Genomic DNA, 21,740 nt, shown 5'->3' with positions numbered 1-21,740 from the left:
AAGGACGTGAGAAAAATGACAACTGTAACGGAATCCAAGCTGTCTCTCCGCAAGGGCGGACTTCAATTTGATTTCCTGGCCAGCGGAGACCTCCGCCAGGCGGCCGGCGGAGACTTCCTGATCAACCAGCTGGCGGGCAACCCGGTGGATGGGGCGGCCGGCAATCTGTTCCTTAGAATTCACTCCCGGGACGGCATCGAAGCTTACCCGCTGCTTGGCAGCCGGTCGGCCAGCCGTTTCGGCCGTCTTGGCGACCGGCTGGTCTGGTCGGGCCGGATTCAGCACCCTGCGGCGGGGGCCGCAGGGGTGGGGTATGAGGTTGTTTTTACGCTGACTGATTGTGGGGTCTGGTTCTGGGATGTCCGGCTTCAAGGCAGCGGCGCCGAGGTGGACGTCGTGTACGGCCAAGACGTCGGCCTGGCCCATCCGGGTGCGGTGCGCAGCAATGAAGCGTATATGTCTCAATACATCGACCACGCCGTATTTAAGGACGAAACGGGCAGTTATGCCGTTTGTTCCCGCCAGAACCAGCCGCAGGGCGGTTTATTCCCTTACCTGCAGCAGGGATCGCTGACGGGAGCGGCCGGGTTCTCCACGGACGGCTTCCAGTTCTTTGGTTTGTCCTATAAGGAAACGGGCCGTCCGGAGAGCCTGTACCAAACCAGCCTGGCCAATGAAATTTACCAGTATGAATTTGCTTATACGGCTCTGCAGTCCGCCCGCAGCGTATTGGATGGCCAAGCCCGTTACGTGTTCTACGGATTGTTTAAGGATGACCATCCCGCTGCGATTGCCGGTCTTGAATTCACGGATATCATCCGGCAAGCCTGGAGAGAAGCGGAACAAGATGCGCCGGCTCCTTTCGGGGGCGAACAGTCGCCGCAGGATTTGTCTTCAAATCCGCCGGGAATGATGACGGCTATCGGAGTACCGCTCCAAACCTTCTCCATGCTGCCGGAGGAGCTGGACCTGCTGTTCCCGGTCCGGAAGCAGGAGGAGCTTGAAGACGGGCAGCTGCTATCTTTTTTCACGGACACTTATGAGCATGTGGTCCTGAAGGAGAAGGAGCTTCGCGTAGAACGGCCGCACGGGCATATTCTGATGAGCGGGGACAACGCTCGGATGAATCCGGAGGTCATGACTACAACTTCATATATGTATGGCATTTTTAACTCCCAGGTCGTTGTGGGGAATACGAATTTCAACAAAATGATGAGCAACGCGCGGAATGCCTTAAATGTGCAGAAAACGTCCGGCCAGCGGCTGTACGTCGAATTGGACGGGGAATACCGTCTGCTCGCCATGCCTTCCCTGTTTGAAATGGGCTTCAATTATACACGCTGGTACTATAAAACGGCTTCCGAGACGCTGATCGTCACGAACTACACGACCGTGGACTCGCCGGAGGTCCGCCTGCACGTTCGCTCCGCAAGCGGCGCAGCGTACCGGTTCCTGATCAGCAGTCAAATTACGATGAACGTCAATGAATATGAAGTTCCGTTTGTAATGGAGCAGGCCGGCGATTCCGGCATGCTGATCTTCCGTGCAGACGCCGGTTCCCTAAGCGCAGGCGTTTATCCGCAGCTGCAGTACCGGATGAGCCTGGCCGGAGCCCAATACCGTCTGGGCGATGAGCGGATGTTGGCCGAAGGCGCGGAGGCAGGCAGCGCATCACTGGTTGTGCAGGTGCTGGAACCGTCCGCGGAATGGACGCTTACCCTGCAGGGGCTGCTGAACGGCGGTGATTTGCCGGTGACGGATCGTCCAGTTGAAGAGGAAATCCGTAAATACCGCGAGTTCTTCGCCAAGGTTATGAACGGGTTCCGTCTGAAGGGCGCTTCCGGACAGGAAGAAGGATTGTTTAAAGTTAACGCGCTTGCGTGGTGGTATACGCATAATATGCTGGTGCATTATTCTGTTCCGCACGGGCTGGAGCAGTATGGCGGTGCGGCCTGGGGAACACGCGACGTCTGCCAGGGACCGGTGGAATATTTTATGGCTACCCATCATTACGGGCAGGTCCGCGATATTTTGACCACTGTATTCTCCCATCAATATGAAGACGACGGCAACTGGCCGCAGTGGTTCATGTTTGACGGGTACGCCAAAATTCAGCAGGAAGAAAGCCATGGCGATATCATCGTTTGGCCGCTGAAGGTCATCAGCGATTATTTGACAGCCACCGGCGATTTCGCGCTGCTGGACGAACGGGTTCCTTATACTCGCAAGCACAGCTTTGATTTTACGGAAACGGCCGTTCCGGTGCGCGAACATGTGAAGAAGGAGATCGGGTATATCCGGGAGCATTTCCTCCATGATACCTACCTCTCTTCCTACGGTGACGGCGACTGGGACGATACGCTGCAGCCGGCTAATGCACAGCTCAAGCAGTTTATGGTCAGCAGCTGGACGGTTGCGCTTACTTATCAGGCCGTAACCCAGCTGTCCAAGGTGCTGGAGGAGACGGATCCGCAGTGGTCCGCCGAGCTGAAGGAGCTGGCGGAGGGAATCCGGCGCGATTTCAACCAATATATGCTGGGCACCGAGGTCATCCCGGGATTCCTGTATTTCGAGAACCCGGAAGAAGCCAAGCTGATGCTTCATCCAGCGGATGAGGAGACCGGCATCCAATACCGGCTGCTTCCGATGACCCGGAGCATGATCAGCGAGCTGCTGACGCCGGAGCAGATGAAAGCTCATTACGAACTCATTCAGGAGAAGCTGCTGTGCCCGGACGGCGTGCGGCTGATGAACCGGCCGGCCCAATATGTCGGAGGGGTCAGCGTGCACTTTAAACGCGCCGAGCAGGCGGCCAACTTTGGCCGGGAAATCGGCCTGCAGTACGTACATGCGCACATCCGCTACGTGGAAGCGATGGCGAAGATCGGCCAGCCGGAGCAGGCCTGGAACGGCCTTGCCGCCATCAACCCGATCGGCATCCGGGAAGTGGTACCGAACGCGGCGCTTCGCCAAAGCAACGCTTATTTCAGCAGCTCCGACGGGGATTTCAAAACCCGCTACGAGGCTCAGGAGCGCTTTGGCGAGCTGCGGGAAGGCAAAGTGCAGGTCAAGGGAGGCTGGCGCATTTACTCCAGCGGACCTGGAATCTACATGAACCAGCTGATCTCCAGAGTCCTGGGCATCCGTGAGGAAAGCGGGGATCTGATCGTCGATCCGGTACTGCCTGCCGAGCTGGACGGCGTTTCGTTCGACTTCGAATACGGGGGCACGCCGGTGACCTTCGTTTACCGGATTCGGGAAGGCGCAGTCAGCCGCGTGACGGTCAATGGCCAGGAGATTGCCGGCGAGCGGATTTCGAACCCATACCGGACCGGAGGTTTGCGGGTGAAAGCGGAGGAATTTGAACGCTGCCGGATTCCTTCCGGCGGCGGCCGTACGGTGATAGAAATTCAAATGTAAGCTGCAAATCGGAAGGCCACAAGGCCTTCGGCAGGGTTTGGGTTGACGTTTGGACGTTGGAGTCAAGAAAGGGCTCAAAGGAACAGCCCACCTTACGGGAAGCCTGAAGCTTCCCGTAAGGTGGGCTGTTTGCCATTTGTTTGGCATTTAAACCTGTTCGTTATTTGTCATTTCAATGCTCTATCAGGTTCGTCCTTAGATCTTCAATTCCTGATGTTTAATCTTTGCACATTCGACCTGAATGGTCGTGTGTTCGATGCCGAATTTGTCTTTCAGCCGGTTGATGGCCTGCTGCAGGACATCCTGATATTTCTGCTCCTCGCCGATCAGCAGGTGGCAGCTAAGCGCATCCAGCCCGGAGGTGATGCACCAAATATGCAGGTCATGGACGTTAACAACGCCGTCGATGCTCTCCAGTTCGGCTTTTACCTCTTCCTGGTTGACGGTATTCGGAGTACCTTCCATCAGGATATGCACGGAATTCTGAATGACACCCCAGCCGCTCTTAAGGATGAGCAGGGCCACGACGACCGAAATGATCGGGTCGGCGATATACCAGCCGAAGGCATACATCAGAATACCGGCCACAATGGCGCCGACGGAGCCGAGTGCGTCTCCGAGCACATGGAGATAGGCTCCGCGCATGTTCACGTTGTTTTTCACATCGCCTTTGGTCATCAGGGAAACGGCGCTGATCAGATTGGCAATCAGGCCGACGATAGCGATCAGCATCATGGGTCCGCTCCCTACTTCAGGCGGGTGAGCCAAACGGCCGATCGCTTCCCATACGATCAGTCCGGCAATAACGAACAAGGCGATGCCGTTCAGCAGGGCTGCCAAAATTTCAAACCGGTAGAAACCAAATGTTTTATTAGGTGTTGCCGGTCTGGAAGAGAATTTGAAGGCGATCAGGCTGAGCAGCAGAGCCGCCGCATCGCTCAGCATATGGCCCGAATCGGACAGCAGCGCCAGGCTGTTGGTGAACAAACCGCCGAAGAACTCCAGCAGCAGGATCACCGAGGTCGTGATTAAAGCGATTGTCAGCCCTTTGGAATTTCCATTCCTGAGCTCTTCGAAATGCTGGTGGGAGTGGCTATGGGAATGACCATGACCATGCTGGTGACTATGACTATGATTGTGATTATGGCCTTGTTGGCTTTGTTGGCTTTGTTGATCCATGCTAAACAACCTCCAGACCGCATTTGATATGGGTTAAGACCTGGTTCAGAGTCGTAATGACGTGTTCGTCTTCGTAAGTGTAATATAAGGTGTTGCCATCCCGCCGGTACTTGACCAGCCGAAGATTGCGCAAAAGGCTGAGGTGGTGGGAAACCGCAGATTGGGTCAGATTCAGCACTTCCGTGATATGATTGACCGAACATTCTTCCTGGGAGAGCAAATATAGAATTTTAATCCGAGTCGGATCGCCAAGCGCTTTGAAAATCCTTGAAGCCCGGTCGACCGTATCTTCCATTAAAAAAGCATGGTCCTGCTGTTTCATGTTCTCACCGCTTCCATATCATATATGAACATATGCTCATATACATTGTATGTTAAAAACAGCCAATTTGTCAAAAGAAGTGCGGCTCTTTTTCTTTTTCTGACACATGTTGTCATGGGAACAAAGAATCAGCCCGGGGAAATGGTCTTACCGTTGGTCAATTCACTAGCAACTTCAGTCATATTCCGAACCGGGACTAATGAATCAAAATGTAAAAAATACAGATATTTACCAAAGTAGAGGCTTGTACTTCCATTTTTATGTAATTATACTGTCCTTAATCGAAATCCATAATCGTCTTTTCCCTACATAACCCGACAGATGAACCAGTCTGCAAGGGGATATGTACCTCTTGACCTCACTCCTACGATTTGCTCCTGTCGAGACTTCTCCTGATCAAAGAAATAACGGATTTTTCGGATTCGGCTCCTAACCTTAGTTTTAACTTTTTCCTTCATGACTAACTCCATATTTTTGCTGGATAAGCTCTATGACCGGTAAGTACGAAGTTTCTCTGAAAGGAGGTGATGCTTCTTAAAGGCACTTTGGCAAAGGTTCAGGGTACAATCTTAATTCCAAGTAAAAGGAGCGGTGAAGTTTGGTTAATCGAAACAGGTTGAACAAGCATTTTTCGATCGGAATGACGATGCTGCTAACATTTTCGCTTATCACGCCCTTTAATCCGGCAAGCGCAAAATCTGCTGACTATTTCAGCTTGAGAAACACCCATGTAGAAACGTTGGCCGTGAAAGTGGACCCCAAACTCAACAAACAATTTGATCAATCGGAATATGTCACCTATCTGGTGAAAATGAAGGAGCAGACGGACACGACCTCGGTATCCCGCCAGGCGCTGCAGAAAGCTTCCTTGCAGAAGGCGACCCCATCCGCAGCCAAGCTGTCGGCCCGTTCGGCCGTCGTCAGCTCCCTCCGCGCAACCGCTTCGCAAACGCAATTTTCCCTTGAACAATATTTAGATGATGCCAAGGAAGCAGGAAAGGTCAAAACTTATAAAAGCTACTTTATTGTGAACGCGCTTGCCGTCACCAGCACCAAGGAAGTGATGGAGGCCATCGCCAAACGGGGCGAAGTAGACAAAATCCTGCCGGATGAAACCCGGTATTTGCAGGATACGACGGTGACGCCAACCCTTGAAAAACCGGCGGCCACCGTGCAGACGCCAAGCGGCAGCGCTCTCCAATCAGGCGCAGCGGCGGACAAGGATAAAGGGAGCGCAGGCGGGAAAAACGGCGCAGCGCCTGCGGCTCCCTCAGCCCCGGCCGCTCCTGCTCCGGGCACCTCGAAACCTGGATCGTCCAGCGGAATTTCGCTTGGCGTTCAAACAGGACAAGATACCAAAACTTCACAAAGCGGCGGCGGCAAATCGCCGACCGCGGATGACCCTAACGTAGAATGGAACATTGAGCGCGTGAACGCTCCGGAGGTATGGGCCAAAGGCATCGATGGCACCGGCATCGTGGTGGCGAGTCTCGATACGGGAGTCGACTATACGCACCCGGCGCTGGAACGAAAGTGGCGCGGCCTGGACGCGAACGGCAATATTGTTCACCCTGAGCTGAGCTGGTATGACGCCTTCAGCGGGGATCCGCTGCCGAATGACAACGAAGGACACGGCACTCATACGATGGGAACTATGGTGGGCTCCGAGGAAAACGGCACCAACAAAATCGGCGTAGCGCCGGGAGCCAAGTGGATCGCTGTGCGGATTTTTAATCCGGATACGACGGACAGCATCATTTTGGACGGAGCCCAGTGGCTGATGGCTCCGGTGGACGATGAAGGCAACCTGCATCCGGAGCTGGCTCCGGACGTGGTGAACAACTCTTGGGGAGGCGGCCCCGGGCTGGATGAATGGTTCCGGCCGACGGTTCAGGCTTGGCGGGACGCCCAGATTTTTCCGGAGTTCTCTGCCGGCAACACGACCTTAACCAATCCCGGCGGTCCGGGCTCCGTAGCGAATCCGGCCAACTATCCGGAAGCTTTCGCTACCGGAGCAACGGATATCAATGACCAGCTTGCGGATTTCTCGCTGCAGGGGCCTTCGCCATACGGCGAAGTCAAACCGGAGGTTTCCGCGCCTGGCGTCAACATCCGTTCTTCCGTCCCTGGCGGATATGAAGGGGGCTGGAACGGGACCTCCATGGCAGGTCCTCACACGACGGCCATTGCGGCCTTGCTGCTGCAGGCCAACCATTCTTTAACGGTGGATGACCTGGAGAACATTCTGATGGATACGGCGGTGCCAAGAACCGACGGCCAATTCCCGACTTCTCCGAATAACGGGTACGGACACGGCATTGTAAATGCGCTTGACGCCGTCGGCTCCGTCCTGGAGGGCATAGGCTCCGTTTCCGGGAAAGTGAGCACGGGCGGGGACGATACGGAAGAGCCTGTGATCGAACATACGCCTGTAACGGCTGCGTTTGTCGGTTCCGATCTTCCGGTCACGATTCATGCGACGGATGACGTCAGCATCCTGAACGTGGATGTTTACGCCAAAACCAAAGGAATGTCTAATTATGTGTATATCCCGGCAGAACTGGTTTCCGGAGACTACAAAGACGGCGTTTACGCCGCGTCCATTCCTTCTTTCCTCGTGCAGCCTGCAGGACTTGAATATTATATCCGCGTCAATGATTACGGCAACAACGGATATGATTCGGAGGTTTATCCGGTGGAAGTCAGCAGCGGCGTCAAAGCGGGTTATGTGGAGGATTTTGAAAACGGCTTTGTCGGCTTCTCGACAGGCGGTGCAGGGAAACCTTGGGAGTGGGGAACACCGGTCAGCGGTCCCGGATCGGCGGCTTCCGGAGACAAGGTGTTTGCTACCAACCTGACAGGCACCTATGCGGCGGGCTCCAATTCGTATCTGCTCGCTCCTCCAATTGATCTTACCGACAGCGAGAGCGGAGCGCTTGTCTCGTTCAAGCAATGGTATGACATCGAGGATAATTTCGATTCCGGCACCGTGTATTTGGCCTCCGAAAGCACCGGGAATGAATTCGTGCCGGTGAACCGGTTCGACGGCCAAAGCGGCGGCTGGAAAACGCAGTACCTGGACCTTACGCCGTACAAGGGCGAAACCGTTTCGGTTTTGTTTGACCTTGTTAGCGATGGCGGCGGCCAGGCGGCCGGCTGGTATATCGATGATTTTAAAGTGGAGGATCTCGATCAAACGCCTCCTTCGGCGCCAACCGCTTTGACCGCATCGGCGGACATTCTGGGGAATGTAAGCTTGACCTGGACCGCTCCGCAGGATGAGGACCTTAAACAGTTCAAGATTTATCGTTCCGAGAACGATAACGCAAGTTATGAAGAGATCGGCACCTCGCAGGAGCCGGGTTATATGGATACTTTATCGGCGACGGACGCCACCTATTATTACAAAGTGGCAGCCGTTGATTACAGCGGCAATACGGGACCGGACTCAAATGAAGTTTCCTTGGACATTCATGCCCCTGAGGTCGTCTATAGCGATTCCTTCGATTCGGACAGCGATAACGGCTGGACGCATTCCGGAACGCAGGATGAGTGGGAGCGGGGAACGCCAAACGTTCCTCAACTGCAGGCAGCCGCTTCTCCGCCGAATGTATGGGGAACGGACCTCGACGGGAGTTATGAAAACGGCGCAGACGCTTCTCTTTATTCGCCGGTTATTGATTTGACCAACGTTCCTGAAGCTGTTCTGCTGTTTAACAACTGGTATGCGGTAGAGGCCGGTTACGATAATGCCAGCGTGGAAATTACCCGCGACGGCGGAGCCACCTGGAACGAGCTGACCAGCTTCACCGGAGCGAACGACGGCACGCATTGGACACCTGTGATCTCCGATTTGACGGAATACGCCGGTTCCAGCATTCAGATCCGCTTCCGGCTTACTTCGGATGGCAGCGTGACTTTCCCGGGCTGGTATGTGGACGATCTCCGCATTCTGGCGGTGTCCCCGCCTGAAGGGGCTGCTTCCCGGAACCGGACGGTCGAAGCGAAACCGGAATCGGCTAAAAATCCTTCCGTAGAACCGTTGTTCAAGCGGACGGTAACGGATCAGAAAACCTTTGAGCAGCAGGCAAAATCCGCTGCCCATGCTGAACCTGCGGTTTCATCAGGTGTTTCGGCCCGGCCTGAAGGCGGAGCCGCGGATATCGGCATTCAAAGCCTGCCGACCAGCGCAACCGTTACGGTTCTTGAAACCAGCCGATCGGTAAATACGGATCCGGCCTCAGGCAAATACAGCCTGACGCATATAGCGGGCGATTATAACCTGAAGGCGGAAGCCTACGGTTATTTCCCGCAAACCAAACCGGTGACCATTGCGGACGGCGAAACCGCCAAAGTCAATTTCAGCCTGGAGCCGATCCCTAGAGGAGTGGTGCATGGCGTGGTCACGGATGAACGCACGGGCGAGCCGATTGCAAATGCCCGGGTGCTGGCCGTGGAGGATACAAAAGTAGCCCCGGCGCAAACCGCCGAAGACGGCAGCTTTACTTTGACATTGCTTGAAGGAACCTACAGCCTGCTGGTACAAGCGGGCGATTATTACTCCGCAACCGAAACGGTCACCGTCGCCGGGAATGACAGCACCCAGGTTGCGGTAAGCCTGAAGCCGTTTGTCGGCATTGAAGGCGAGCTGGCCTATGACGACGGAACTGCGGAGAACGCCTGGGCGTTTAACGCCGGCGGCAATGCTTGGGGCATCCGCTTTACACCGGATTCCGAAGCGGCAATGATAACCGGCGCACGGCTCACCTTCTGGGGTTCGGAGTTCCCGTCTCCGGGCGGCACGGCTTTCCAATATGCCGTGTATGATGCAACCGGTGCTGACGGTGCCCCCGGCAATCTGGTAGCCGGCCCATTCGATGCGACGGCCCTGCGGGACGAAACGCAGTGGACGGAGGTAGAGCTGCCGCAGCCGGTTACGGTTCAAGGCGGCTTCTACATCGTGTATATTCAGCCTAATGCCGGCACGGCTTCACCGGCACTTGCTACGGATGAAGATACGGAAGCGACCGGTCGCGCCTGGGAACAGGTGAGCGGTGTTTGGGCTCCATCCGCCGTAGAAGGCAACTTTATGGTCCGGGCCGAAGTTAAATACGCGGTTAATGCGCCTGTTATTTTGACGCCGGCGCCCGCTTCTTACACCAACGTGTCCGATTTGACCGTTACCGGGACTTCTACTGCAGAAGGCTCCGAGATTACGATCTACAATGACGATACGGCGGCAGGAACCGGTGTTATTGAAAACAAAACCTTCAGTGTTCCCGTTACGCTGCATCCTGGCAGCAACACCTTAACCGCAGAAGCCGAGGTGAACGGGAAAGCAACCGACCGTTCGGAACCGGTCGTGATCACGCTGGATCAGACAGCGCCTGAGCTGGTCGTCACCACGCCAGCAGAAGGCACGGTGATGAACGGCGAGGTCGTGACGGTTACCGGCACGACGTCCGATGAGAACTTTGACGTTTTGCTCGTGAACGGACAGCCGGTAGAGCCGAACAGCGACGGCAGCTTTACCTCTAAACTTATCGTGGAAGAAGGAGATAATACGATTACCGTTACGGCCCGGGATTTGGCCGGCAACGAAACGACGGAGGTACGCACCGTTCATGTCAGCACAGCTCTGCCGGAGCTGACCAACCTTGAGCCTTCGCAAGACGTGCACATCGCTTCCGGCGAGCCGGTGACCGTCTCGTTTGACAGCGCGCCTGGCTTGACGGCTTCCTTCCGGATCGAGCTTCCGCTGCCTATGAGCACCTTTGCCCGCAGCGGCGTGGCCATGACGGAAACCGAACCGGGGCATTATGTAGGCACTTATTCAACGCCTGCTTCCCTGAAGCTGGACGGCGGCGTAATCGTCATCACGGCGGCTGATGCCGCAGGCAATGAAGTCGAAGCCGAAGCTCCTGGCAAACTTTATGTAGGCCAGCCGGAAGGCGGAGATGGGAATGGGGGCGATAATGGCGGCGGGAATCCCGGTGAACCGGGGGATCCCGAAAATCCAGATGACCCAGGAACTCCCGGAAATCCTGACAATCCCGGAGATCCGACTCCTCCAGCCAACCAACCGCCGGTTGCGGTAATTGATGCGCCGGATCATGGCGCAAAGAAAGAAAAAATCACGTTTAGCGCCGCAGGCTCCACCGATCCGGACGGCAGGATCGTCAAATACGAATGGGACTTCGGCGATGGCAATACCGCGACCAAGCAGTTCGCCTCCCATAAATTCAGCCATCCTGCCTCTTACACGGTAAAACTTACCGTTACGGACGACAAAGGGGCGAAAGCGACAGCGGAGCATGTGATTGTGATTCGATAACACGGATTGCGTTTCCGTGATGTTTTTCGGAAGAAGCGCCTGTTCAGGTTTCGGCCTGAGCAGGTGCTTTTTTTGGCCATGTGTTATACTCAAACTGAATTTTAACAAGGAACGACAAGCGGTGAAGGAAAGGGAGAACCTGTGATGAAAAAACTTCTGATCGCGGACGACGATGCGCACATTCGTACCCTGCTGAGGCATTTTCTGACCGCGGAAGGCTACAGCGTGGTTGAAGCCAAAGACGGACAGGAGGCTATGGACAAGCTGGCGGCCGAGGGCCTCGATCTGGCCGTTGTTGACGTCATGATGCCCAAAGTGGATGGACTTGAATTGTGCGGCCATATCCGGGAGCACTACGATATTCCGGTCATTCTGCTGACGGCTCGGGAGCAGCTGGCGGACAAAGAGCAAGGCTACCGTCAGGGTACGGATGATTATGTAACCAAGCCTTTTGAGCCGGAGGAGCTGCTGTTCCGCATCCAGGCGTTGTTCCGGCGTTATTCGCTTGCGTCGAAAGAACGCATCAGGCTGGGGCCGCTGATGATCGACCGGAGAAACTACGAAATCCGGGACGGGGACGCGGTTATGCTGCTGCCGCGCAAGGAATTCGAACTGCTTGCCCAGCTGGCCCAATTTGTCGGACGGTTATTTGGAAGGGATGAGCTGATCCGCTTGGTTTGGGGCGGCGATTACGCAGGCGATGAGCGGACGGTGGACGTTCATGTGAAACGGCTGCGCCAGCGTTTTGCGGATTATGAGTCTATCTTTCACATTCAGACGGTCCGAGGGCTTGGTTACAAGCTGGAGGTTTCCGAAGGGAACAGAAATCCGGATTGATTGTCCGAATTTCTCCTTCAGAATGCTCCCGGGTAAATGGCTGAACGAACAGGGCGGAATGCCCTGCTTATGTTATTGGGGCAAAACTGCCCCGCAGATCTAAAGATTGGAGCTGGAGGCCAATGAAATCTTTATACCTACGCATCTGTATGGTCACGCTGTCTACCATTATCGTCAGCAGCCTGTGCGGTTTTTTGGTATCCAACATTTATTATCATGCCAAATTGAAGCCTTTCAACGACGCCAAGCTTTCCCGCATGCTGGATCAGGTCCGCTTGTTTCTGGAGCAGGAGGCTGCGGACACGGCGGGTTCGCCTGGGCCGGGCATAACGTCTGACGCGGACAAATACCTGCAGAGCGTGGGAGCGCTGGGTTACGAGCTGTATTTGACGAACGGTACCGGAAAGGACCGTTACTACGGAGGGAAATTCCGGGTCACCGATCTCAAAGAGCAGCAGGTGAAGTCGGTTTTGGCCGGACAAGCCTATCACGGGGTGGCCAACTTCCCCGGCGGACCGCTGATTACCGGGTTCTTCGAGAACAGGCTCACCAACACGGTAGGCGCCAAGGTTATGATCGGCGGCCAGAATTACGCGCTGTTTATGCGGCCTGATACAAAAGCCCAGTTCGGCGAGCTGCGGAGCTTTTTTGCGATGATTCTCCTGTTTACGGTCCTGTTCAGCATCCTGCTGTTTCTGATCGCGACGGGACATGTCGTTCGTCCAGTCACCCGGCTGACGGAGGCAACCAAAGCGATCGCGAGCGGAAGATACGACATCAAGCTGCACACCAGACGCCGCGATGAAATCGGGCAGCTCGCCACCCATTTTGAAAGAATGAGCCGGGAGATTCAGCGCTCCGACCAGTCGCGCAAAGAATTTGTGTCCAATGTTTCGCATGAAATCCAGTCTCCGCTGGCTTCCATTCAGGGATTTGCGGCAGCCCTAAGGAAGCAGGGGTCCTCGCCGGAGGAACAGGAGCATTATTTAAGCATCATCGAGCAGGAAACCCGGCGTTTAGCCTCCCTGAGCAAACAGCTGCTGACCTTGTCCATGCTGGATGACAAACAGGCGGAAGGTTTTGCGGCGGAACCAGTCCTTTTGCGGGAGCAGCTGAGACAGGCTGCCCAGGTGCTGGAATATCCGCTGGCCGAGAAGGAGATTGCGCTGCTGCTTAACATGCCGGAGCTGACGGCTGCCGGCAACGGCGGACTGCTGTACCAGGTCTGGATGAACCTGCTGGCGAATGCGGTGAAGTTTACGCCGAGCGGCGGAACGATCAAAGTCCGGGCCTGGAAAGAAGGCGAATGGTGCAAGGTTGCGGTAACGGATTCCGGGGAAGGCATCGCAGCCGAGGAGCTGCCGCTGGTGTTCGACCGGTTTTATAAAACGGATAAATCAAGAGAACGTACGTCAAGCGGAACTGGTTTGGGGCTTTCCATCGTCCGTAAAATCATCACCCTTCATAAAGGCACGATCGAAGTGGAGAGCACCGTTGGGGAAGGCAGCACCTTTACGGTATCGCTCCCCGCATTTGTAAACTGAAATTCATATTCCGTTCATACAGGCTCCCTATACTGGGCTCGTAAATTAGATACGCCAGGCAGGGAGTGGAACCGATATGTTTTTAGCGATCAGGGAAATCCGGCATGCTAAAGCGCGTTACGTGCTGCTGCTGGTTATTATGCTGCTGGTCACCTTTCTAGTTTTATTTGTAACGGGTTTGGCCCGGGGGCTGGCTTACGCCAACGCTTCTTCCGTGGAAAATATGCCTGCCCGCTATTTGCTGCTTCAACAAAATTCGGATAACCGGTTCAGCCGTTCGCAGCTGGATTCGTCTTCGATCCGGCAGGCCCAGGCGGCGATTGGACAGGAGCATGCCGCTTCACTGGGCGTCCGCATGGGGACGATCACGGTTGACGGGGGCATCGTCAAGACGGATATTGCCATCTTCGGAATCGATCCGGACGGTCTGCTGGCGCCAGAGGCTGTTGAGGGAACGCCGCTCCGCGCAGCAGAAGAAGGAGAAGTGCTGGCGGACAGCAGGCTCAAGGAAGCTGGCGTCAAGCTGGGCAGCTTGATCAAGGATCAAAGCAGCGGCTTATCCTGGAAGGTGGGCGGGTTCACCGACGACGCCTCTTACAGCCATGCTCCGGTTGTCTATATAAACTTGACGGACTGGAGCAAGCTGAACGGCGGGGCCGCGGTTTATAACGCCATTGCCATCCAGGGCAGCCGGGAAGCGGCGGATGCCGCTGCCGCGACACTGAAAGACGTGGACCTGATTACAAAAAAAGAGGCCATCTCCGCCATTCCGGGTTATTCGGCTGAACAGGCGTCTTTAACGATGATGATTGCCTTTTTGTTTGTGATCGCCGCTTTTGTGTTAACGGTATTCGCTTATGTCATGACCCTTCAGAAAACAAGTCAATTCGGTGTGCTGAAAGCAATCGGCGTAAAAACCGGCTATCTGGCAGGCAGCGTTCTGCTGCAGATGGTGCTGCTGTCTGTGGTCAGCGTGGCGGTTGGCCTTGCTTTGACCTGGGGGATGGCGCTCGCGCTGCCTTCGGGCATGCCGTTTATGCTTGAACCGGGCGTGATGGCGGGAACCGCGCTGCTTATGATTGTTGTCTCTGCGGCCGGAGCTTTAGTGTCGGCGCTCAGGGTCGCCAAAATTGATGCGCTCGATGCGATCGGGAGGGTTGCCTAATGACAACGATGTTGAAGCTGAACCGGGTAACCCGGACCTTTGGCGACGGCGATTCCACGATTACGATTTTGGACGAACTGTCTTTTGAAGTAAAAGAAGGGGAATTTGTGGCGGTGCTTGGGCCCTCCGGCTCGGGGAAAAGCACCTTCCTGTCCATCGCCGGGGCCCTGCTGACCCCGACCTCGGGCGAAGTTACGATCAACGGAAGAACGCTTGCAGGCTTGAACGGACGGGAATTGTCCGATCTCCGCCTGCGGGAAATCGGGTTTATGTTCCAAAGCGCCAACCTGGTGCCTTATTTGAAGGTGGAGGAGCAGCTGCAGTTCGTCGCCAGGCTGGCCGGCATGAACAAACGTGAAGCCCGGCGCCGCGCGGATGAGCTGCTGGAGCGGCTTGGACTTCGGCATCGCGCCGGGTTTTACCCGGAGAAGCTGTCCGGCGGCGAGAAGCAGCGGGCCGCGATTGCCCGCGCCTGGATGAATCAGCCTTCGATCCTGCTGGCGGACGAGCCGACGGCCAGCCTGGATGCCGCACGCGGCGATACGGTCGTGCGCATGATCGCCAATGAGGTGAAGGCGCAGCGCAAGGCAGCCGTCATGGTTACCCATGACGAGCGGATGCTCCATTACTGCGACCGGGTGCTGCATTTGCAGGACGGGAAGCTGGTTTAGGGGAACATCCTCCCCAGATTGTTTGGTTTTGTTTGGAAAATGATGCGCAGCCGCTCCCGAAAGGGGGCGGCTGTTTGTCATCTGAATCGTTCGCCCGGTGGAAATGGCCTCAACCAGCGCGAAAAAGGTTTCATATTATGACAAGCGGCGTGATTTTTTACTGATTTTTGATGTCGCAATATTATAAGTTGGTTGTCGCATTTTTCTAATATAAAAGCGCTTAACTTTGTGCTATTTTAAAAGTGGCTGTCAGAATAATATATATCGGAGGTAAAGCGAATGAGCGTCAGAGTCGGAATCATCAGCTATTGGCACGTGCACGCCTGGGACTATACGAAACAGGCGCAGTCGCATCCGGATGTGGAGATTGCCGCGGTATGGGATGAACTTCCCGAGCGGGGACAAGAGGCGGCCGGGCGGCTGGGCGTTCCTTTCATCGCCTCTCTGGATGAGCTGCTGGGCCGGGAAGATATCGACGGCGTGGTTGTCGTTACGCCGACCAACCGGCACCGCGAGGTTATGGTGGCCGCTGCGAAGGCGGGCAAACATATTTTTACGGAGAAAGTCATTGCCGCTACAACTAAAGAATTGAACGAAATTTTGCGGGAAGTTGAAAACCAGAAGATCAAGTTTACGGTTTCCTTGCCCCGCTTGAACGATGGTTATACATTAGCCATTCAGGATATTTTGAGCCGGAACCCGATTGGGCAGATTACATACGTCAGAGTGCGCTTGTCGCACAACGGGGCAACGGCGGGATGGCTTCCTGAGCATTTTTACAATTTGGAGCAGGCACAAGGCGGTGCGCTTATCGATTTGGGCTGTCACCCGATGTATCTGACGAACTTGTTCCTGGGGCAGCCGATTACGGGCGTCAGCGCGAATTTTGGCTATGTTACAGGCAAGGACGTAGAGGACAACGCAGTAGCGACCCTCTACACGGCTTCCGGAGCGATCGGCGTCGTCGAAGCGGGATTCGTCAATAACCATTCTCCGTTTACGATCGAGATTCACGGCACCGAAGGCACGCTGCTGTATGGAACGCCGGAACCGAAGCTGCTGCTCAGAACGAGCCGGGAAGTGGAAGGCGTAGATCCGAAGGCGAAGGAGAGCTGGGTAGAGCTGCCTCTTAAGCCTAACCGGGAAAGCGCCTTTGACCAGTGGGTGGCCCATATTCAGAAAGACACGGCAGCTTCGGAAAATATCGCGGCGGCCGTCCAGCTGACTTCGCTGATGGAAGCAGCCAACCTTTCGGCGGCAGAGAAACGGATCGTCACACTGGAAGAGCTGGAAGGCTGATCGATTTGAGCGGATTAGCGGTTGAAATTCCTTTGGCCACGGCTTTATTCCATTACTAAGAGCTTCAATCATTTTCTTCATCATTCAGGAGGAATTTCGTCATGGACCCTAAAACCTTACAACCTTGGTTTGACAAACGGGAACTGCTGGAGCGGCTCGACATCACCGTCCCGTGGGGACATTATGAACTTCGGGTGCTCCGTTTCCACCTGACTTCTTTTCCGGCAGGCCGGGTTGTGGGGTTCCATAATCATGCCGAATTTGAATTTCATTTCATTCCGTCCGGGAAAGGCAAAGTGATCTTCGGGGACGGGGAGGATGGGCAGGAGCATGCCCTGTCGGAGGAGATGCTATACCTGACGCCTCCCGGCGTCATGCATCACCAGGAAGCGGACGCGGCGGAAGCGATGGACGAATTCTGCCTGCACGTCGATATTGCGGAGAAACGCCGCGCCGGCGTGGACCCTTGGGAAATCGCGGAAGCGCAGGAATGCGTGGAGAAGCTCAGGAGCCTGCCGCTTGCGCCAACCCTGGATACGCACAAAGCGATGGATTGTTTCCTTGAAGCTTATGCGTTATGCGACGCCAAGCTGCCCGGCTATTACACCTCCATCAAACATCTGGTGATCGGCATCCTGCTCAAGACCGTCAGGGCTTATGTACCGGAAGGGATTCAGACGGAATCGGAGGCGCCGAGACGCGACATGCTCACCTACCGCTATCAATACGCTATTCAGTTTATGGAAGCGAACCATGCTTCACCGATTACGCTGGAGAACGTGGCGGAAAGGCTGAACATCAGCTCACGTCAGCTGCAGCGGATTTTTAACCAGGCCTGCCCGGACAAAACGTTCAGCAAAGCGCTGGAAAATATCCGGCTCAAGGCGGTCTGCCGCAAGCTTGAAGACGGAGCACTGACGGTGGAGCAGATCGCCCAGTCGGAAGGGTTTAACCATGTAACCTATTTGCATAATGTGTTTCGGAAAAGAATCGGCATGACCCCTGCGGCTTACCGCAGAACTTTACAAGAGAAGCGAGGATGATCGAAGATGGGTAAAACCTACCGTGTAGGCATTATCGGCTGCGGCGGCATTGCAAACGGCAAACACCTGCCAAGCCTGGGGAAAATGGACAACATTCAGCTTGTTGCTTTCTGTGACATTATTCCGGAGCGGGCCGAACAAGCGGCCGAGAAATACGGTGCTGAAGGCGCGAAGGTTTATACGGATTATAAAGAGCTGCTGCAGGCCGGCGGACTGGACATCGTACACGTGCTGACGCCTAACGATTCCCACGCGGAAATTTCGATTGCCGCGCTGGAGGCGGGCAACCACGTGATGTGCGAGAAACCGATGGCCAAAAGCGCTGCAGATGCGAAGAAAATGGTAGAAGCTGCGAAAAGCACCGGCAAAAAGCTGACCATTGGCTACGACAACCGCTTCCGTCCGGACAGCCAGCACCTGAAGAAAGCCTGCGACGCCGGGGAGCTCGGCCATATTTATTACGCCAGAGCGCATGCCATCCGGCGCAGAGCGGTGCCAACCTGGGGCGTGTTCCTCGATGAAGAGAAGCAGGGCGGAGGCCCGCTGATCGATATCGGTACACACGCTTTGGATTTGACGCTTTGGATGATGAACAACTACCGTCCAAAGGTCGTGCTTGGTACCAAATATCATGAGCTGTCCCAACGCGAAAATGCGGCCAACGCTTGGGGGCCTTGGGATCCGAAGAAGTTTACGGTAGAGGATTCGGCGTTCGGCATGATCATCATGGAGAACGGCGCTACTATCAATTTGGAAGCGAGCTGGGCTTTGAACACGCTGGACATCGATGAAGCGAAATGTTCGCTGAGCGGAACCGAAGGCGGGGCCGACATGAAGCAGGGGCTGCGGATCAACGGCGAAGACCACGGCAACCTGTTCGCCAAGGAAGTCGAACTGGGTTCCGGCGGCGTAGCCTTCTACGACGGCATTCAAATGAACCGGACCGATCTGGAAATGAAAGACTGGATCGATTCGATCGAGCAGGACCGCGATCCGGTTGTTACGCCGGAGCAGGCTTATGTAGTTTCGCAGATTCTGGAGGCCATTTACGAGTCGGCCCGCACGGGTAAGGCGGTTTATTTGAACGAGTAGGCCTGAGGGTTAGGAAGTAGGAAGAGAGCAGCTGCTGATGCGGGAACTAGACTGGTATCCCCGTGTATGAGGCAGAAATTAAAATATCTTATTGACCTAGATAGCCAGTTGCCAATATTCAAGCGGTGACTGGTTTATTTTTTTGCTTGAATAGGATTAAATACATATGTCTAAAGGTCCAATGCATGTCTCCCCAACGTAAAACACCTTCAAACTTGTCCCTTACATCTTACGATGCAATAGATTTTTTGAAGGTGTTTTGATTTGTCCTATGCCAAGGGGGCAATCACGTTAAAGCATTTTAGAGCATAGCTGCCATCTTTTAATTTATGAAATAGTATATGTCCAAGTGCAACTGTTATTTAACCAATAAGAAACCATTGAACCGCCACCACCATAATTTGTGATTTGAAGGTTTGCTGTTGCAGTTCCAGTATGAGAACCTTTGTGTGTGGTGCCTCCACTTGCATATAAAGATGCTTGCGAAGCAAATCCGTTCCCTATATTTGAGCTACTGTATTGGTTTGATGAGGGAGACCAAGCTCCATTTTGATCATGAGTCCAGCTATTACCATTATTTGTCCAAGAAGTAACGCTTGCAGCTGAATAACCGATACTTACAGAAAATGCCTGGTAAGCAATGCTGAGACTTACAGATAAACCTCCTCCTCCACCTCCAGAACTTATAGGGTAAACTTGTTGGGCATACACATCGGAATCTCCGCTCGTTCCTGCAAAATGAACGGAAGTTATATTAGAACCGTAACCAGACTGTGGAAGACTACTAGCTAGCCAAACACGAATTGAGTATAGGTTAGAGGTCCCATGAGGAAGAGTTGGGGGACCAACGACTTCCATATAAGTATTAGCACTTCCGTTACTTGCAAATTGATTACCACGTAAATAAGTATCTACACCAGCTAAGGGTGAAATTGAATTTGGAATCGAGTTATTTTTCCCAATAGCATGTATTTGTTTGTAACCTTTGTATCCTTCATCATAGGAAGGAAGGGTTTTACCATCAACAAATTGCAAGCTTTGATCTTGGAAAGAGACGTTAAACGCATCCAAGGTCGGATTAAAAGCAAAAAAAAATAGGAGTGTTGCTGTTCTCTATAGTAGCAAAGCCGGTATACACGGGTTCTTTATATTGATTCGACGGGGTAGCAGTTCCATTAAAAGAGTATTCTTTATCATCAAAAGTAATAGAAGCATTAAGAAAAGCCTGGTTGTTTGAGGAATCAAAAGTGACCTTAATTGTGCCTTCATTTTTCCCTAAGTTATTAAAGTTTTGATCAACGGTATATCCGACAATTTCAGCGGATATGGAATTATTAACCTCGTCAGCGGAAATTGATGAACCTAAACCGAGTGCAATTGCCAATGATAAAAATGGTGCTAACACCTTCATTTTTTTCATATTTTAATACCTCCCCCCTCCTTATTATCCATTATTTTCCTGCATATAAATTGTAAATAATATTAACTATTATGTCAATATAGTAATATTGTTAAATTTTATTATACATCTATCTTTTTGTTTTAATTACCTTTAGAATGAACTCAATCTCATTTTTTTAAAATAAAGGAATATAATTCCTTTAAAAGGGGCGAATTTAAATGAAGCGAATTATTTTTAGTGTTATAGGAATCTTGCTGGTGCTTCTGATAATTGCTTATATGGGATTTTATCGTTACAATCACTCCACAATTAATAAGACTTTAAATTTAGATCATGCTAATTTAGCGATTGTAAATTTTGCAAAAGGTAAAATTGCCATATTGAATAATGAAAAAGAATTAAAAGTGGTTTATTTGAAAAAAGGGGTTTTAGGTTGGAAAAAGGCTTTGGATCCAGCTCCGATCCTTAAAAACACACAAGCTTATAATCAATTAGTTTCTTTTTTTAATATAGATGGACAAGCGTTTGTTTTTGGTTTTTTCCCTTCTCAGAATATAAAGTCTGTGATTTTTAACGATAGATCTTACCTTAGCGGCTCGTTGGAGATAAGCTATGAGGTTGGGCAGGAAGGAAGCTGGTTTATACCTTTAAATAAAAATATTACAACATTAAGTAGTGAGAACCTAATAGTTATTATGAATGATGGAACTCGAGTATCTTATCCGTTTTCAGAGTTGCGGTAAAAGTAACGCGGTTAAGGTGTGCATCAACCTGATGCGTTTGGATGCATGGCGGCAAACGACTCTGCCGCTTTGGTCGGAAACTGGCTACCGGGCAGGACTTGTTGGGAATTAAAAAGTAGAAAGAAAGCAGCTGCTGATGCGGCTGCTTTTTAAATTTTTTAGGCTTCAGCCTGTTGAGCGCGTGAAACGCGCGAAATATAAAACCACCCGCTATGCGGGTGGAGGGATCTAGGGTTACACCAATAAGACCACCCCGAAGTATAGACGTAAAGAGACCTACAATCAAGTGAGAAGAGATCTAATTGAAATCATGAAGAGTCTATTTAAATACAGGGAGTAGAAATACTAGAAGGGTATATGATGCCGGATCATGTCCACATACTGGTGGCGATTTCGCCGAAAATATGGGTGTCTTCCTTTATGGGCTATTTAAAAGGGAAAAGCGCACTCATGATCTTCGAGAAGCACGCCAATTTGAGGTATAAGTATGGGAACCGGAAATTCTGGGCGGAAGGCTACTACGTAAGTACAGTGGGGCTAAATGAAGCCACCGTCGCCAAATACATTAGAGAGCAAGAGGCACATGACCAAGCCGTAGATAAGCTGAGTGTAAAAGAGTATGAAGATCCATTCAGCAGCAACAAGAGCAAGAAAAAGTAAAACCAGTTTAACTGGTAAGTGAAAGAGAC

At 53.1% G+C, this 21,740-nt stretch carries 14 protein-coding genes and 1 pseudogene; 11 read left to right on the top strand and 4 right to left on the bottom strand.

Annotated features, from left to right (window positions below; genetic code table 11):
* Positions 1-15 precede the first annotated feature (15 nt).
* The gene (locus tag AWM70_RS12820) at positions 16-3,420 is read left to right on the top strand and encodes a GH36-type glycosyl hydrolase domain-containing protein (RefSeq protein WP_068696985.1); all 3,405 of its coding nucleotides are present in this window, start codon (positions 16-18) and stop codon (positions 3,418-3,420) included.
* A 195-nt stretch (positions 3,421-3,615) separates the two neighbouring features.
* Here the strand turns inward: AWM70_RS12820 and AWM70_RS12815 are convergent, their stop codons facing one another.
* Positions 3,616-4,599 (bottom strand): cation diffusion facilitator family transporter, encoded by a 984-nt coding sequence (locus AWM70_RS12815; RefSeq protein ID WP_068696984.1) that lies wholly within the window; start codon positions 4,597-4,599, stop codon positions 3,616-3,618.
* Position 4,600: 1 nt separating this feature from the next.
* Positions 4,601-4,921 carry an ArsR/SmtB family transcription factor gene (locus tag AWM70_RS12810; protein ID WP_068696982.1) on the bottom strand — a complete coding sequence of 107 codons (321 nt, stop codon included), beginning with the start codon at positions 4,919-4,921 and terminating at the stop codon, positions 4,601-4,603.
* A gap of 598 nt (positions 4,922-5,519) precedes the next feature.
* Between AWM70_RS12810 and AWM70_RS12805 the strand changes: the two genes are divergently transcribed.
* The 8 genes from AWM70_RS12805 (at position 5,520) to AWM70_RS12770 (ending at position 18,906) form a co-directional block, all read left to right on the top strand.
* Complete coding sequence (locus tag AWM70_RS12805; protein ID WP_418303155.1) at positions 5,520-11,255, top strand: S8 family serine peptidase; 5,736 nt, start codon at positions 5,520-5,522, stop codon at positions 11,253-11,255.
* Between the two features lie 144 nt (positions 11,256-11,399).
* Positions 11,400-12,092 carry a response regulator transcription factor gene (locus tag AWM70_RS12800; protein ID WP_068696980.1) on the top strand — a complete coding sequence of 231 codons (693 nt, stop codon included), beginning with the start codon at positions 11,400-11,402 and terminating at the stop codon, positions 12,090-12,092.
* 122 nt (positions 12,093-12,214) lie between these two features.
* On the top strand, positions 12,215-13,636 hold the full coding sequence (locus tag AWM70_RS12795) for a sensor histidine kinase (RefSeq protein WP_068696974.1): 1,422 nt from the start codon (positions 12,215-12,217) through the stop codon (positions 13,634-13,636).
* A gap of 76 nt (positions 13,637-13,712) precedes the next feature.
* On the top strand, positions 13,713-14,801 hold the full coding sequence (locus tag AWM70_RS12790; protein ID WP_068696966.1) for an ABC transporter permease: 1,089 nt from the start codon (positions 13,713-13,715) through the stop codon (positions 14,799-14,801).
* The gene (locus AWM70_RS12785; protein ID WP_068696963.1) at positions 14,801-15,472 is read left to right on the top strand and encodes an ABC transporter ATP-binding protein; all 672 of its coding nucleotides are present in this window, start codon (positions 14,801-14,803) and stop codon (positions 15,470-15,472) included. Before AWM70_RS12790 ends, AWM70_RS12785 begins: the two co-directional genes overlap by 1 nt.
* A gap of 279 nt (positions 15,473-15,751) precedes the next feature.
* On the top strand, positions 15,752-16,771 hold the full coding sequence (locus tag AWM70_RS12780; protein WP_068696961.1) for a Gfo/Idh/MocA family protein: 1,020 nt from the start codon (positions 15,752-15,754) through the stop codon (positions 16,769-16,771).
* 101 nt (positions 16,772-16,872) lie between these two features.
* Entirely contained in the window at positions 16,873-17,814 is a 942-nt protein-coding gene (locus AWM70_RS12775) for an AraC family transcriptional regulator (protein ID WP_068696959.1), read from the top strand.
* 6 nt (positions 17,815-17,820) lie between these two features.
* Complete coding sequence (locus tag AWM70_RS12770; RefSeq protein ID WP_068696957.1) at positions 17,821-18,906, top strand: Gfo/Idh/MocA family protein; 1,086 nt, start codon at positions 17,821-17,823, stop codon at positions 18,904-18,906.
* 327 nt (positions 18,907-19,233) lie between these two features.
* Here AWM70_RS12770 and AWM70_RS23270 read toward each other — a convergent pair whose 3' ends face one another.
* Positions 19,234-19,977 carry a hypothetical protein gene (locus AWM70_RS23270; RefSeq protein WP_169823442.1) on the bottom strand — a complete coding sequence of 248 codons (744 nt, stop codon included), beginning with the start codon at positions 19,975-19,977 and terminating at the stop codon, positions 19,234-19,236.
* A gap of 7 nt (positions 19,978-19,984) precedes the next feature.
* The gene (locus AWM70_RS12765; protein WP_068696956.1) at positions 19,985-20,326 is read right to left on the bottom strand and encodes a hypothetical protein; all 342 of its coding nucleotides are present in this window, start codon (positions 20,324-20,326) and stop codon (positions 19,985-19,987) included.
* Between the two features lie 200 nt (positions 20,327-20,526).
* On the opposite strand from AWM70_RS12765, the gene AWM70_RS12760 reads away from it, so the two are divergent.
* Both AWM70_RS12760 and tnpA read left to right on the top strand, forming a co-directional pair.
* Positions 20,527-21,051 (top strand): hypothetical protein, encoded by a 525-nt coding sequence (locus tag AWM70_RS12760; RefSeq protein ID WP_068696955.1) that lies wholly within the window; start codon positions 20,527-20,529, stop codon positions 21,049-21,051.
* Between the two features lie 250 nt (positions 21,052-21,301).
* Positions 21,302-21,711: pseudogene (gene tnpA, locus AWM70_RS12755) on the top strand (IS200/IS605 family transposase); the annotation flags it as partial.
* Between the last annotated feature and the right edge of the window lie 29 nt (positions 21,712-21,740).

Source organism: Paenibacillus yonginensis (genome assembly GCF_001685395.1).
GTDB lineage: Bacteria > Bacillota > Bacilli > Paenibacillales > Paenibacillaceae > Fontibacillus > Fontibacillus yonginensis.
The sequence above is the reverse complement of the archived record's forward strand: the minus strand, read 5'-3'. Positions and strand labels throughout refer to the sequence as shown.

Excerpts from the sequence above, each read along its gene's own strand:
- AWM70_RS12810 (WP_068696982.1), bottom strand. The coding sequence starts at position 4,921 with ATGAAACAGCAGGACCATGCTTTTTTAATGGAAGATACGGTCGACCGG.
- AWM70_RS12785 (WP_068696963.1), top strand. The coding sequence starts at position 14,801 with ATGACAACGATGTTGAAGCTGAACCGGGTAACCCGGACCTTTGGCGAC.
- AWM70_RS12780 (WP_068696961.1), top strand. The coding sequence starts at position 15,752 with ATGAGCGTCAGAGTCGGAATCATCAGCTATTGGCACGTGCACGCCTGG.
- AWM70_RS12820 (WP_068696985.1), top strand. The coding sequence starts at position 16 with ATGACAACTGTAACGGAATCCAAGCTGTCTCTCCGCAAGGGCGGACTT.
- AWM70_RS12765 (WP_068696956.1), bottom strand. The coding sequence starts at position 20,326 with ATGAAAAAAATGAAGGTGTTAGCACCATTTTTATCATTGGCAATTGCA.
- AWM70_RS12815 (WP_068696984.1), bottom strand. The coding sequence starts at position 4,599 with ATGGATCAACAAAGCCAACAAAGCCAACAAGGCCATAATCACAATCAT.
- AWM70_RS12775 (WP_068696959.1), top strand. The coding sequence starts at position 16,873 with ATGGACCCTAAAACCTTACAACCTTGGTTTGACAAACGGGAACTGCTG.
- AWM70_RS12760 (WP_068696955.1), top strand. The coding sequence starts at position 20,527 with ATGAAGCGAATTATTTTTAGTGTTATAGGAATCTTGCTGGTGCTTCTG.
- AWM70_RS12770 (WP_068696957.1), top strand. The coding sequence starts at position 17,821 with ATGGGTAAAACCTACCGTGTAGGCATTATCGGCTGCGGCGGCATTGCA.
- AWM70_RS12790 (WP_068696966.1), top strand. The coding sequence starts at position 13,713 with ATGTTTTTAGCGATCAGGGAAATCCGGCATGCTAAAGCGCGTTACGTG.
- AWM70_RS12800 (WP_068696980.1), top strand. The coding sequence starts at position 11,400 with ATGAAAAAACTTCTGATCGCGGACGACGATGCGCACATTCGTACCCTG.
- AWM70_RS12795 (WP_068696974.1), top strand. The coding sequence starts at position 12,215 with ATGAAATCTTTATACCTACGCATCTGTATGGTCACGCTGTCTACCATT.